This is a genomic window from Sphingomonas elodea ATCC 31461 (assembly GCF_000226955.1).
Lineage (GTDB): Bacteria > Pseudomonadota > Alphaproteobacteria > Sphingomonadales > Sphingomonadaceae > Sphingomonas > Sphingomonas elodea.
In genome coordinates, this window is sequence record NZ_AGFU01000036.1 from 45,319 (window position 1) to 58,557 (window position 13,239).

Below are 13,239 nucleotides of genomic sequence, written 5' to 3' on the forward strand. Positions count from 1 at the left end.
CGGGCAGGGCAAAACAGGGGAAACCGGATGAAGTCGCTTCTTGCCACCAGCGCGCTGCTCGCGCTCGCCATCGCCGCGCCGGCCGCCGCGCAGACGCGGCCCGATCAGGCGAAGTTCTTCGAGCTCTACAAGGAGCTGGTCGAGACCAACACGGTCGTCAATGTCGGCAGCTGCACCCAGGCGGCCGAACAGATTGCCGCGCGGATGAAGGCGGCCGGCTTCAAGGACGAGCAGCTCACCCTGTTCGCCACCCCCGAGCATCCCAGGGACGGCGGGCTGGTCGCGGTCTATCCGGGCACCTCGAAAAAGGCGAAGCCGATCCTGCTGCTCGCGCATATCGACGTGGTCGCCGCCAAGCGCGAGGACTGGACCCGCGATCCGTTCAAGCTGGTCGAGGAAAACGGCTATTATTATGCCCGCGGCGCCGTGGACGACAAGGCGATGGCGGCAACCTGGGCGGACACGCTGATCCGCTTCCAGCAGGCCGGGTACAAGCCCAGGCGCACCGTGAAGCTGGCGCTGACCTGCGGCGAGGAGACGACCTGGGCGTTCAACGGCGCCGAATGGCTCTCGAAGAACAGGCGCGACCTGATCGACGCCGAATTCGCGCTCAACGAAGGCGGCGGCGGCAAGTCGGACGGGCACGGCAAGGTGCTGGTCCAGCAGATGCAGGTCGGCGAGAAGGCGGTGCAGAATTATCGGCTGGAAACCAGCAATCCCGGCGGCCACAGTTCGATTCCGGTGCCGGAGAACGCGATCTACCAGCTGGCCGATGCGCTGGTGAAGATCCGCGCCCACGACTTCCCGCTGGAGCTTTCGGACACCACCCGCGCCTATTTCGCCAAGGCGGGCGCGGCGCGGACGGACGCGATGGGCAAGGCGATGGTGGCGATCGCGGCCAACCCGGCCGACAAGGCGGCCGAGACGCTGCTCAACACCGATCGGATCTTCCATTCGATGCTGCGCACCACCTGCGTCGCGACCTTGCTGGAGGGCGGCCACGCCAACAACGCGCTGCCGCAGCGCGCGGCGGCGAACGTCAACTGCCGCATCTTCCCAGGGCACAGCAGCGAGGAAGTCCAGAAGGCGCTGGTCGCCGCGATCGGCGACGCGAAGGTGACGGTCACGATGGTCCCGCCGGTGCGGCCGATCGCGAAGCCGCCCGCACTCGACCCGAAGGTCGTGGGGCCCGCGGAGAAGCTGGTCGCGAAATATTTCCCCGGCGTGCCGCTGGTGCCGACCATGTCGACCGGCGCGACCGACGCCATCTTCCTCGCCGCCGTCGGCATCCCCACCTATGGCGTGCCCGGCGGCTGGGGCGATCCGGACGGCAACGGCGTTCACGGGCTGAACGAGCGGGTGGAGATGCGCTCGCTCTACACCGGGCGCGACTATCTGTTCGATCTGGTGAAGGCCTATGCCGAACAGGAATAGGCACCAGGGTTCGAACTGACGGCGGCGGCAGCGGCGCGCACGCCTGCCAACATTACGGATACGCCTTTGCGGCGATCTGCTGGATCCAGCGGGGGAAACCCCGCTGCATTCGAGGAGGATCGCACCATGGCCCATTCCACCCCGGCCTGGCTCGCCGGGCCGGCCAATGCCGCGCCGCAAGGCTTCGTCCACGCGCCGGATACCACCGCCGGCTATTGGTACCAGCGGCCCGAGAACACGCTGCCGCCGCCCGATTTCTGGAGTCCCTATGCCCGCAACCGGCCGCTGCCGACGCCGGGGGTGGAAGCGCGCAAGGCGTGGATCGTCGGCAGCGGGATCGCCGGTCTCGCCGCCGCCTTCTATCTGATCCGCGACGGCCATATGCCGCCCGCCAACATCACCATCCTCGATGCCGCGCATGTCGAGGGCGGCTCGCTCGACGGCGCGGGCGATGCGGAGCGCGGCTATCTGATCCGCGGCGGCCGCGAGATGAACTGGAACTACGACAATCTGTGGGATCTGTTCCAGGATGTGCCGGCGCTGGAGCTGCCCGCCGGCTACAGCGTGCTCGACGAATATCGCTGGGTGAACGATCGCGATCCCAATTATTCCAGGGCGCGGCTGATGCACCGGCAGGGCGCGATCAAGGACTTCAGCACCTTCGGCCTGTCGCGCAAGGACCAGTGGGAGATCGTCCGGCTGCTGCTCAAGCGCAAGGACGAGGTGGGCGACACCACGATCGCGCAATATTTCAACAAGGGCTTCTTCGAGACGAACTTCTGGGCGCTGTTCCGCACCATGTTCGCCTTTCAGGAATGGCACAGCCTGCTCGAGATGAAGCTGTACCTGCACCGCTTCCTCGATTCGGTGGACGGCTTTGCCGACATGTCGGTCGTCCTGTTCCCCAAATACGACCAGTTCGACACCTTCGTCCGCCCCCTCACCAGGATGCTGCGCGAGCAGGGCGTGCGTTTCCAGTTCGACACCCGTGCCTATGATCTCGATTTCGCCCTGGCGGGCGAACAGCGCACCGTCACCGGCATCCGGGCGATGGTCGGCGGCGAAGCGACGGTGCTGCCGGTGGCGGCCGAGGACCTCGTCTTCGTGCTGCCGGGCTCGATGACCGAGGGCACCGCCTATGGCGACATGGACCAGGCGCCGGTGCTGGCGCGCGGCGGCCAGTGGGTGGGCGAAGCTGCGGACACCGTGCGCGGCTGGATGGCCGGGCTGAAGGAGCGCTGAGGCCTCGATCCCGCACCAACAAAAAAGGGCCGGCGGATCGCTCCGCCGGCCCCTCTTTTCGCGTCGGGCGCGGACTTAGAAGTCCATGCCGCCCATGCCGCCCGGCATCGCCGGGGCTGCGGGCTTGTCGTCCGGCAGCTCGGCAATGGTGGCTTCGGTGGTGATCAGCAGGCCGGCGACCGAAGCCGCGTTCTGCAGCGCGGTGCGCACCACCTTGGTCGGGTCGATCACGCCGGCAGCCACGAGGTTCTCGTAGGTGTCGGTCGCGGCGTTGAAGCCGAACGAGGTGTCGTTCTGGTCGAGCAGCTTGCCCGAGACGACGGCGCCGTCCTGGCCCGCGTTGCTGGCGATCTGGCGAACCAGCGCGGTCAGCGACTTGCGGACGATGTCGATGCCGCGGGTCTGGTCCTCGTTCGCGCCGGTCAGGCCTTCGAGAGCCTTCGTGGCATAGAGGAGGGCCGTGCCGCCGCCGGGGACGATGCCTTCTTCAACGGCCGCGCGGGTCGCGTGCAGCGCGTCGTCAACGCGGTCCTTGCGCTCCTTGACCTCAACTTCGGTCGCACCGCCGACCTTGATCACGGCCACGCCGCCGGCGAGCTTGGCGAGACGCTCCTGGAGCTTCTCACGGTCGTAATCGCTGGTGGTGACGTCGATCTGCTGGCGGATCTGCTCGGTGCGAGCCTTGATCGACTCGGCTTCACCGGCGCCATCGACGATGGTGGTGTTGTCCTTGTCGATGGTGACGCGCTTGGCGGTGCCGAGCATGCCGAGCGTGACGGTCTCGAGCTTGATGCCGAGGTCTTCGCTGATCACTTCACCCTTGGTGAGGACGGCGATGTCTTCCAGCATCGCCTTGCGACGATCGCCGAAGCCCGGTGCCTTGACCGCTGCGACCTTCAGGCCGCCGCGCAGCTTGTTGACGACCAGGGTCGCCAGCGCTTCGCCTTCGATGTCCTCGGCGATGATCAGCAGCGGACGACCCGACTGCACGACCGCCTCGAGGATCGGCAGCATCGACTGCAGGTTCGACAGCTTCTTCTCGTGGATCAGGATGTACGGATCCGCGAGCTCGACCGCCATCTTCTCCGGGTTGGTGATGAAGTAGGGCGAGAGATAGCCGCGATCGAACTGCATGCCTTCGACGACGTCGAGCTCGAATTCGAGACCCTTCGCCTCTTCGACGGTGATCACGCCTTCCTTGCCGACCTTCTCCATCGCCTCGGCGATCTTCTCGCCGACTTCACGGTCGCCATTGGCCGAGATGATGCCGACCTGGGCGACTTCCTGGCTGCCCGAGACGGGCTTCGAGCGGGCCTTGACGTCCTCGACGACCTTGGTGACGGCGAGGTCGATACCGCGCTTCAGGTCCATCGGGTTCATGCCGGCGGCGACCGACTTCATGCCCTCGCGAACGATCGCCTGGGCGAGCACGGTCGCGGTGGTGGTGCCGTCACCGGCGGCGTCGTTGGTCTTCGAGGCCACTTCGCGCACCATCTGCGCGCCCATGTTCTCGAACTTGTCCTTGAGCTCGATTTCCTTGGCGACCGACACACCGTCCTTGGTGATGCGGGGCGCGCCGAAGCTCTTCTCGATCACGACGTTGCGGCCCTTCGGCCCCAGCGTGACCTTCACCGCATCGGCGAGGATGTCGACGCCGCGCAGGATGCGCTCACGTGCGTCGCGCGAAAACTTTACGTCCTTGGCTGCCATGGGACTGCCCTTTCAATCTGCGGAAGTTTAGGAAGTTTAGGGTAAAACGACGTGCTCAGCCGACGATGCCGAGGATGTCGCTTTCCTTCATGATCAGCAGGTCTTCGCCGTTCACCTTCACTTCGGTGCCGGACCACTTGCCGAACAGGATGCGATCCCCCGACTTCACGTCGAGCGGGGTTACCTTGCCATCTTCGGCCTTGGTGCCGGTGCCGACGGCGACGACTTCGCCTTCCTGCGGCTTTTCCTTGGCGGTGTCGGGGATGATGATCCCGCCGGCGGTCTTTTCCTCGGCTTCGACGCGGCGGACGAGCACGCGGTCGTGCAACGGACGGAAGTTCATTGCCTGATCCTCTTTCAGGTGGATTTCGGTGTTTAGCACTCGGTCCCCCGGAGTGCTAACAGTCGACATATGTGAAGCGCCGGGGGCAGCGTCAACGGGTGCGACCGGAACTTTTTTCGGCGTGTTGGGCCGATAAGACGGGTCGTTGCCTCCTCCCCGCGCATCCGGTAGCACCGGATGCTGAATACGCTTTGAGGAGCCGCCGGTGAAGCTGGTCCGTACTGCCTGGAAGATACTCGTCGGAATCAAGGACCTGCTCGTCCTGATCCTGCTGCTCCTGTTCTTCTCCGTCCTGTTCGCGGCGCTTTCCCACCGGCCGACTCCGGCGACGATTCGCGACGGCGCGCTGGTCGTGGCGCTGAACGGCACGCTGGTCGATCAGCCGAGCGAGGCCGATCCGCTGTCGGGACTCAGCGGCGCCCGCGCCGCCCGCGAAGTGAGCGCCCGCGACGTGATCCGCGCACTCGATGCGGCAAAGGGCGACGCGCGGGTGAAGGCGGTGGTGCTCGATCTCGACAGCTTCATGGGCGGCTATCCCGCGACGGTGAGCGAGGTGGCCGCCGCCGTCGGCCGCGTCCGCGCCGCCGGCAAGCCGGTGCTCGCCTATGCCACCGCCTATACCGACAGCGGCTACCAGATCGCGGCCAATGCCAGCGAGATCTGGGTGCATCCGATGGGCGGATCGATCTTCATGGGGCCGGGCGGCCGCCAGCTCTATTACAAGGGCCTGGTCGACAAGCTCGGCGTCAACGTCCATGTCTACAAGGTCGGCAAGTTCAAGTCGGCGGTCGAGCCCTATATCCGCGCCGACATGTCGCCCGAGGCGCGCGAGGCCAGCACCGCGCTCTACAGCGGCCTGCTCGACCAGTGGCGCGAGGGCATCCAGAAGGCGCGGCCCAAGGCGCGCATCGCCGAATTCCTGATGAAGCCGGACGTGGCGATCACCGCCGCCAGGGGCGACATCGCCGCCGCCAACCGTGCCTATGGCCTGGTCGACCAGCTCGGCGACCGGATCGCCTTCGGCGCGCACGTCGCCCGGATGGTCGGCACGCCGAGCGGCGCGCGGGCGGGCAATTTCAACACGATCAAGCTGGCAGACTGGCTGCAGGCGCACCCGCTTCCGACCAGCGGCGATCCGATCGGCGTGATCACCATCGCCGGCGATATCGTCGACGGCAAGGGCGGCGCGGGCAGCGCGGGCGGCGATACCGTGGCCAAGCTGGTGCTCGACGGGCTGAAGGACGGCAAGCTCAAGGCGCTGGTCGTCCGCGTCGACTCCCCCGGCGGCTCGGCGATGGCGTCGGAGCAGATGCGCCAGGCGATCCTGCAGGCCAAGGCGCAGAAGCTGCCGATCGTCGTCTCGATGGGCGGCCTGGCGGCCAGCGGCGGCTATTGGGTGTCGACCGCGGGTGACGTGATCTTCGCCGAACCCAACACGATCACCGGATCGATCGGCATCTTCGGCATCATCCCGACCTTCGAGAACAGCCTCGCCAAGATCGGCGTGACGACCGACGGCGTGCAGAGCACGCCGCTCACCGGCCAGCCGAGCATCTATGGCGGCACCAACGCCACCGTCGATACGATCCTGCAATCGGCGATCGAGGCAGGCTATGGCCGCTTCGTCGGGCTAGTCGCCGCGTCGCGCAAGCTGACGCCGCAGCGGGTGGACGAGATCGCCCAGGGCCGGGTGTGGATCGGCGGCGTCGCGCGCCAGATCGGCCTGGTCGATCGCTTCGGCGGGCTGGACGACGCGATCGCCGAAGCGGCGAAGCGCGCGGGGCTCGATCCCGCCAAGGTACGCCCGGTCTATCTCGCCAAGAAGCCCAACGCCACCGCGGCGGCGATCGCCGCGGCGCTCTCCTCGTTCGGCGACGACGAGGAGGACGACGGCAACTGGGCAACCACCGCCGCCGGCAAGGACAGCTATGCCCGCATCGCCGACGAGCGTCGGGTGCTGCTGGCCCAGGCGCTGGGCGATGCCAGGCGGCTGACGCAGGCCGGATCGGTGCAGGCACGCTGCCTCGAATGCATGGCGCTGGGCGTCCCCGGCGCACGCGATGCCGACCTCGCCCTGCTCCAGCTGGTGATGGGAGCCGCAAAATGATCGGTATTCGTGCCGCCACCCCCCAGGATGCCGCGGCGATCGCCGCCATCTATGCGCCCAATGTGCTCACCGGCACCGCCTCGTTCGAGATCGAGCCACCCGATGCGGCCGCGATGGCCGCGCGGATGGGGGCGAGCGAGGGCTATTATCCCTGGCTGGTCGCCACCAATGGCGACGGCGCCGATGGCGGCGTGATCGGCTATGCCTATGCCAGCAAGTTCCGCGATCGCCCGGCCTATCGCTATGTCGTCGAAAGCTCGATCTACATGGCCGATACCGCGCAGCGGCGCGGCGCCGGCCGGCTGCTCTACGAGGCGCTGGTCGATACGCTGCGCGCGCAGGGCTTCGTCCATGCCTTCGGGATGATCACGCTGCCCAACGACAATTCGATCGCGCTGCACGAAGCGGTGGGGTTCCGCCGCACCGGCGTCTTCCGCGAGGCAGGCTACAAGCACGGCCAGTGGATCGACGTCGGCATCTGGCAGTGCGAACTGAACGAGCCGGCGCGTCCGCCGATCGATCCGCGCCCGTTCCGCGACATCGGCGTGGTGCGCGCCTGAGCCAGCGCGAGGAAGGGCCGACCTCGCCGTTCCAGGTCGGCTTCGAGGTGCACGTCGACCGGTCGCAGCGGCTGGTGACGGTCACGCTATCCGGCGTGCCGTCGCCGGAAGATGTCGGCTGGATCGCCGAAGAGGTGCGCGCGGCGATCCTCGTGCTGGGTCCGGATGCGGGCCGGCATCGTACCTTGTACGACGTGCGCGGCGTGCACGTGCTGCCCCAGGCCACGGCCGACTTCGTGCTGAAGAACTTCGCCGATACGGAAATGTCGGTCTGGGCGCGACGGCTCGCCTTTGTCGCCTCGACCATGCTGACACGGATGCAGATCCGCCGGATCGTGGAGGTACGGCCCGGCGCGATGCTGTTCGAGACGGTAGAGGAGGCGCGCGCCTGGTTGCTGGGCGCGCCGTGACGATCGCCAGGAAACGGGCGGCGCGGGGCCGCCCCTTCCCGGTCAGGCCAGCGCGATGTCCGGCGCGTCCTCGGCCTTCATGCCGATCACATTGTAGCCGGCATCGACATGGTGCGTCTCGCCGGTAACCCCCGAGGCGAGGTCCGACAGCAGATAGAGCCCGGCGCCGCCGACATCCTCGATCGTTACGTTGCGGCGGAGCGGCGAGTTCAGCTGGTTCCACTTCAGGATATAGTTGAAGTCGCCGATGCCGCGCGCCGCCAGCGTCTGGATCGGGCCGGCCGAGATGGCGTTGACGCGGATATTCTCCGGGCCGAGGTCCATCGCGAGATACTTGACCGAGGTTTCCAGCGCAGACTTCGCCACGCCCATCACGTTATAGTGCGGCACCACCTTCTCGGCGCCGTAATAGCTGAGCGTCAGCAGGCTGCCGCCGTTCGGCATCATCTTCTGCGCACGCTGGGCCACCGCGGTGAAGCTGTACACCGAGATGTTCATCGTCATCAGGAAGTTTTCGAGCGTGGTGTCGTAATAATGGCCCCGCAGCTGGCTCTTGTCCGAAAAGCCGATCGCGTGAACGACGAAGTCGATCGTCGGCCAGCGCGCCGCTAGCGTCTCGAACGTGGTGTCGAGCGCCGCCATGTCGGATACGTCGCAATCGATGAGGAAGTCCGAGCCGACCTGCTCGGCCAGCGGCTTCACCCGCTTGAGCAGGGCATCGCCCTGATAGGAAAATGCCATCTCCGCGCCCTGGGCGTGCAGCGCCTTGGCGATGCCCCAGGCCAGCGACTTGTCGTTGGCGAGGCCCATGATGAGCCCACGCTTCCCTTGCATCAATCCGGTCACGTCTTCTGAATCTCCTGTCCTTGCTCCCCCTCTAGACCGGGATCGGGCACTTCCGCCAGAGCGGCGTTGAGTTCCGCCCCTACGACAAGGCCAAGGCCCACCAGGAAAAAGAAGATCAGCGACACCATCACGCCCGCCAGGCTGCCATAGGTGGCGCCGTAGCCGCCCATGGCGGAGAGCACCCAGGGCAGCACGCCGGTGACGGTGAGCCACCAGGTCGTGGTGCACAGCGCGCCCGGCCATTTGGGATAGCGGCGCGAGCGATAGCGCGAGGGCGTGAGCGCGAAGAACAATACATACAGCGCGCCGAACAGCGCGAAGGCCGGCACCGCCTTGCCGGCCGAGGCGAAGCGCTGCGCCTCCGTCGCCCAGGGCAGGATGCGGTAGAGGAACTGCTCCACACCGGTCAGGATCACCTGGAAGGCGAAGGCGAGCATCACCATCAGCACCGCTGCGACGATCATCCCGATCGCGCCCAGCCGGTAGCGCCAGAACGGCTTGTCCAGGGAAACGCCGTACGCCTGGCGGACGATGCCGCGGATCGTCTCGATGAAGCCGGCGGTGGTCCACAGGCCCACCAGCGCGCCGAACCAGAGCAGGCCACCGGTGCTGCGGGTCTGCAGCACCTCGATCACCGGATCGCGCAGCAGCTTGGCGACGTCGGGCGGCACGGTCTGGAGGAACGCCTCCAGCGCGTGCACGCCGGTGCCGGTGCGGCCCACCAGGCTGGCAAGGGCGGTGGCGACGATGAAGAAGGGGAACAGCGTTACCAGCGAGAGATAGGCGAGGTTGCCGGCATAGGTGAACCCCTCGTTGAACGTGCCGATCGCGACGCGCTTGGCGATCTCGAGCATCCGCTCGGTAACGCCCAGCTCCGCCAGCCGACGCGGCACCTTGCCGCCGACCCCCAGCCGGCGCCCTTCGGGCGATTGGGGCGAGATCGAGGCGCGCGTCGGTTCGTCCACGGGCGTCAGACGCCCATGCGCCCCCGGGGGTTCCCGCCGTTCTTCCATCCCTGCGCGAATTCGATAAGGGCGTCGTCGTTGACGGGCAGCTCCACCATCAGCGTGACGAACAGATCGCCGCGCCCGCCGCCTTTCTTGTGAAATCCCCGCGCCTTGAGCCGCAGCACCTTGCCGGAGCTGGAGCCCTTGGGCACGGTGAGCATCACCGGCCCATCGGGCGTCGGCACGCGCACCTGCGCGCCCAGCACCGCCTCGGCCAGCGTCACCGGCAGGTCGAGCCGGATGTCGTCGCCGTCGCGGGTGTAGAACCGATGCGGCTGGATCTCGAGGGTGACGATCGCGTCGCCGGCGCCGCCCGGCCCTTCCTCGCCCTTGCCGGCCAGGCGCATCTGCGTGCCATCCTCCAGGCCCGCGGGGAGCTTGAGATCGATGGTCTTGCCGTCGCGCAGGGTGATGCGCTGAGGCGCCAGCTTGGCCGCATCCTCGAACGAGACGGCAAGCCGATAGGCGGTGTTGGCGCCCTTGGGCTGGGCGCGACGCCCGAACCCGCCAAAGCCGCCGAACCCGCCGCTGAAGCCGCCACCGCCGCCGCGCTTGCCGCCGCCGAACAATCCCTCGAACAGGTCGCCGATATCGGCATCGTTGCCGCTGAAATCAAAGTGCCCGCCGCCCGGCTGGAACCCGCCGCCGCCACCGCCGCTTCCGAAGCCGAACGGGGCGATCGGATTGCCGTCGCCGTCGATCTCGCCGCGGTCGAAGCGGGCGCGCTTGTCCTTGTCGGTCAGCAGGTCATAGGCTTGGGTGACCTGGCTGAACTTCTCGGACGCCTTCGGATTGTCCTTGTTGCGATCGGGGTGCAACTCCTTGGCGAGCTTGCGATAGGCCTTCTTGATCTCGTCCTCGCTCGCGCTGCGCGCCACCCCGAGCGTTACGTATGGATCTGCCACCAAATTCCCCAATGCGTCGAATGTCGATCAGGCGCCCTTACAGGACGCTGGTTAATGCCGAAACATCGGCGTGCGCAGTGGATCGTGCAAGGGGTCGGGCCACACACGCGAAGACGCCCGGCCGCCAGGGGATGGGAGCGGCCGGGCGAATTCTACGGCGTCAGCAGCTTAGCGCGGACGCTTGTGCTTCGGCTTGTCGCCGGATTCTTCGGTCGTCGTCGTGGTCGGCTCGGTCGGCGACGTGGTCGTGCTCGGCGAGGACGAGTCCGGCGTGGTCATCGTGCCGGAGCCGGTGGTGCCGCCCGGTGTCGTCGTGGTCGACGGATTCATCGACGGATCCGCAGGCGACGTCGTCTGGCCCGGGGTGGTCGAGCCCGGCATCGTACTCTGGTCCGTCGTCGATCCGCCCGGCGTCGTCTGACCCGGAGTCGTCTGCTGGGCGAAGGCGGCCGGCGCAGCGATCAGCGTGGCGGCGGCGAGAATGGTCTTGATATACATTACACGGCATCCTTCTGTTGTTCATGCCAACGGAAGAATAACCACCCTGCGCCGCAGAAGTCTCACCGACCGATTTCGATTAAACGATTAAAAGGAACGACTCCGGGTCGAGTCGAGCGCAAGATCAGCCGACCTGTGCCCGATGCAGCAATTTCTGATCAGCAAGCACCAGCGCGACCATTGCTTCAACGACAGGCACCCCGCGAATACCCACGCAGGGGTCATGGCGTCCCTTGGTGCGGATCTCGCTTGCCTCACCGTCACGGGTGACCGTCTCGACCGGGATCAGGATCGAGCTGGTCGGCTTGAACGCCACCCGCATCCGCACCGGCTGGCCCGTCGCGATGCCGCCCGCGATGCCCCCGGCATGGTTGGCGAGGAAATCGACGCCGCCGTCGCCGCGCGGGCGCATCGCATCGGCATTCTCTTCGCCGCGCAGGGTAGCTGCCGCGAAACCGTCCCCGATCTCGAAGCCCTTGACCGCGTTGATCGACATGCAGGCCGCAGCCAGTTCGCTGTCAAGCTTGGCGTAGAGCGGCGCCCCCCAGCCGGCGGGGACGCCGGTCGCCTCGCAGGCGACCACGGCACCGAGCGAGGAACCATCCTTCCGCGCGGCGTCGACCAGCGCTTCCCAGCGCTGGGCGGCATCCGCGTCGGGGCAGAAGAAGGGGTTGTTGCCGATCTCGGCCGCGTTGAACTTCGTATAGTCGATTGCGTCGCCGCCGATCGCCTCCACCCAGGCGGTAATCGTCACTTCCGGGATCACCGCCCGCGCGACCGCACCGGCGGCTACCCGCGCCGCCGTTTCGCGCGCCGAGGAACGGCCGCCGCCGCGATAGTCGCGAAAGCCGTATTTCTGGTCATAGGCGTAATCGGCATGGCCGGGGCGATAGGCCTTGGCGACCTCCGAATAGTCCTTGGAGCGCTGGTCGACATTGTCGATGTGCAGCGCGATCGGCGTGCCCGTGGTGCGGCCCTCGAACACGCCCGAGAGGATGCGGACCTGGTCCGGCTCCTGCCGCTGGGTGGTGAAGCGCGACTGGCCGGGACGGCGGCGATCGAGGAAGGGCTGGATGTCGCCTTCGCTCAAGCTCAGCCCCGGCGGGCAGCCGTCGACCACGGCGCCGAGCGCGGGGCCATGGCTTTCGCCCCAGGTGGTGAAGCGGAATACGCGACCGAAGCTGTTGAACGACATCGGCGCACGCCTCCTGCCCAGATGAAAACCGCGGGCCGTTTCGCAGGTGTCGCGCGCGGCTGCAACCCGTTCGGCGGAGGCGGGGCCAGCGACGCGGACTTTTGAAGCTGCGGTATGGGCGCGCTAGTCGCGGAACCGGGGGCTGCGCTTCTGCAGGTTGGCCATCACCGCCTCGATCTGGTTGGGCGAGCGCATCAGCGCTGCCTGCTCGGCGCTTTCCGCCAGCAGCACGGCGGCGGCATCGCCCTCATGGTTGGCGAGCCGCTTGGCGGCGCGGATCGCATCCGGATTGCGCCCGGCGATGGCGTGGGCAAGGGCGAGCGCCTCCGCATGGGGTTCCTCGGCCAGCCGGGTGACGAAGCCGGAGCCCTGCCCCTCGGCCGCGTCGAATTCGCGGGCGGTATAGATCAGTTCGCGCAGCACGTCGTCGCGGACGGTGCCGCGCCAGAGCACGAAGCCGGCCATGTCCGGCACGATGCCCCATTTCAACTCCATCACCGACAGCCGCGTATCGGGCGCGGCGATCCGCACGTCGGCGCCGCTGGCGATCTGCAACCCGCCGCCGAACGCCACCCCGTGTATCGCCGCGATCACCGGCACGGGCAGCGTCCGCCAGCCCCAGGCGACCTGCTGGAAGCTGTTCGCAAGTCCATGGCTGCGCGCCGTGAGATCGACGCCTGCCCCGGCATTGGCCATGCTCGCCATGTCGAGCCCGGCGCAGAAGGCGCGCCCCTCGCCGGACAACACCACGGCGCGAAGGCCGGGCGATTTGCCGAGCGTGTCGATCGCGCCCAGGATGCCTTCGAACATGGCGGGGTCGAGCGCGTTCATCTTGTCCGGCCGGGCAAGCCGCACATCGGCCACGCCCTGCTCGATCTTCCAGGTCACGCGCTCGCTCATTCCGCCATCCTCTCTCGTCCTCAGGCGGGATAGTGGGGCGAAGCATTTGCGCGGGCAAGATGGGGCCGCTAGAAAAGCCGGT

Annotated in this window: 13 protein-coding genes; 5 read left to right on the forward strand and 8 right to left on the reverse strand. The window is 67.4% G+C overall.

Annotated elements, in window-relative coordinates; all coding sequences use genetic code 11:
• The first annotated feature begins 27 nt into the window (after positions 1-27).
• A complete protein-coding gene (locus KK7_RS0111515) occupies positions 28-1,434 on the forward strand; it encodes a M20/M25/M40 family metallo-hydrolase (RefSeq protein WP_010544801.1) in 1,407 nt (468 codons plus the stop codon).
• Between the two features lie 126 nt (positions 1,435-1,560).
• On the forward strand, positions 1,561-2,676 hold the full coding sequence (locus KK7_RS20540) for an oleate hydratase (RefSeq protein ID WP_010544802.1): 1,116 nt from the start codon (positions 1,561-1,563) through the stop codon (positions 2,674-2,676).
• 75 nt (positions 2,677-2,751) lie between these two features.
• On the opposite strand, the gene groL is transcribed toward KK7_RS20540, so the two are convergent.
• Positions 2,752-4,386, reverse strand: a complete 1,635-nt coding sequence (gene groL / locus KK7_RS0111525; RefSeq protein ID WP_010544803.1) for a chaperonin GroEL — start codon at positions 4,384-4,386, stop codon at positions 2,752-2,754.
• Between the two features lie 55 nt (positions 4,387-4,441).
• Positions 4,442-4,729 (reverse strand): co-chaperone GroES, encoded by a 288-nt coding sequence (groES, locus tag KK7_RS0111530; RefSeq protein ID WP_010544804.1) that lies wholly within the window; start codon positions 4,727-4,729, stop codon positions 4,442-4,444.
• Positions 4,730-4,934: 205 nt separating this feature from the next.
• On the opposite strand from groES, the gene sppA reads away from it, so the two are divergent.
• The 3 genes from sppA to KK7_RS0111545 are packed head-to-tail and all read left to right on the forward strand — an operon-like array spanning position 4,935 to position 7,806.
• The gene (gene sppA / locus KK7_RS0111535; RefSeq protein ID WP_010544805.1) at positions 4,935-6,836 is read left to right on the forward strand and encodes a signal peptide peptidase SppA; all 1,902 of its coding nucleotides are present in this window, start codon (positions 4,935-4,937) and stop codon (positions 6,834-6,836) included.
• Positions 6,833-7,396 carry a GNAT family N-acetyltransferase gene (locus tag KK7_RS0111540; RefSeq protein ID WP_010544806.1) on the forward strand — a complete coding sequence of 188 codons (564 nt, stop codon included), beginning with the start codon at positions 6,833-6,835 and terminating at the stop codon, positions 7,394-7,396. Before sppA ends, KK7_RS0111540 begins: the two co-directional genes overlap by 4 nt.
• A 47-nt stretch (positions 7,397-7,443) precedes the next feature.
• Complete coding sequence (locus KK7_RS0111545; protein ID WP_010544807.1) at positions 7,444-7,806, forward strand: hypothetical protein; 363 nt, start codon at positions 7,444-7,446, stop codon at positions 7,804-7,806.
• 42 nt (positions 7,807-7,848) lie between these two features.
• On the opposite strand, the gene fabI is transcribed toward KK7_RS0111545, so the two are convergent.
• The 6 genes from fabI to KK7_RS0111575 all read right to left on the reverse strand — a co-directional run bounded on the left by fabI (position 7,849) and on the right by KK7_RS0111575 (position 13,157).
• Complete coding sequence (gene fabI / locus KK7_RS0111550; RefSeq protein ID WP_010544808.1) at positions 7,849-8,652, reverse strand: enoyl-ACP reductase FabI; 804 nt, start codon at positions 8,650-8,652, stop codon at positions 7,849-7,851.
• The gene (locus KK7_RS0111555; RefSeq protein WP_010544809.1) at positions 8,649-9,617 is read right to left on the reverse strand and encodes a YihY/virulence factor BrkB family protein; all 969 of its coding nucleotides are present in this window, start codon (positions 9,615-9,617) and stop codon (positions 8,649-8,651) included. The genes fabI and KK7_RS0111555 overlap by 4 nt, the downstream gene beginning before the upstream one ends.
• 5 nt (positions 9,618-9,622) lie before the next feature.
• Positions 9,623-10,564, reverse strand: a complete 942-nt coding sequence (locus tag KK7_RS0111560) for a DnaJ C-terminal domain-containing protein (protein WP_029623201.1) — start codon at positions 10,562-10,564, stop codon at positions 9,623-9,625.
• A 168-nt stretch (positions 10,565-10,732) separates the two neighbouring features.
• Entirely contained in the window at positions 10,733-11,062 is a 330-nt protein-coding gene (locus KK7_RS22570) for a hypothetical protein (RefSeq protein WP_086011764.1), read from the reverse strand.
• Positions 11,063-11,186: 124 nt separating this feature from the next.
• Positions 11,187-12,257: a chorismate synthase gene (gene aroC, locus KK7_RS0111570; RefSeq protein WP_010544812.1), complete on the reverse strand. Its 1,071-nt coding sequence runs from the start codon at positions 12,255-12,257 to the stop codon at positions 11,187-11,189.
• A gap of 123 nt (positions 12,258-12,380) precedes the next feature.
• The gene (locus KK7_RS0111575; RefSeq protein WP_010544813.1) at positions 12,381-13,157 is read right to left on the reverse strand and encodes a crotonase/enoyl-CoA hydratase family protein; all 777 of its coding nucleotides are present in this window, start codon (positions 13,155-13,157) and stop codon (positions 12,381-12,383) included.
• Positions 13,158-13,239 lie beyond the last annotated feature (82 nt).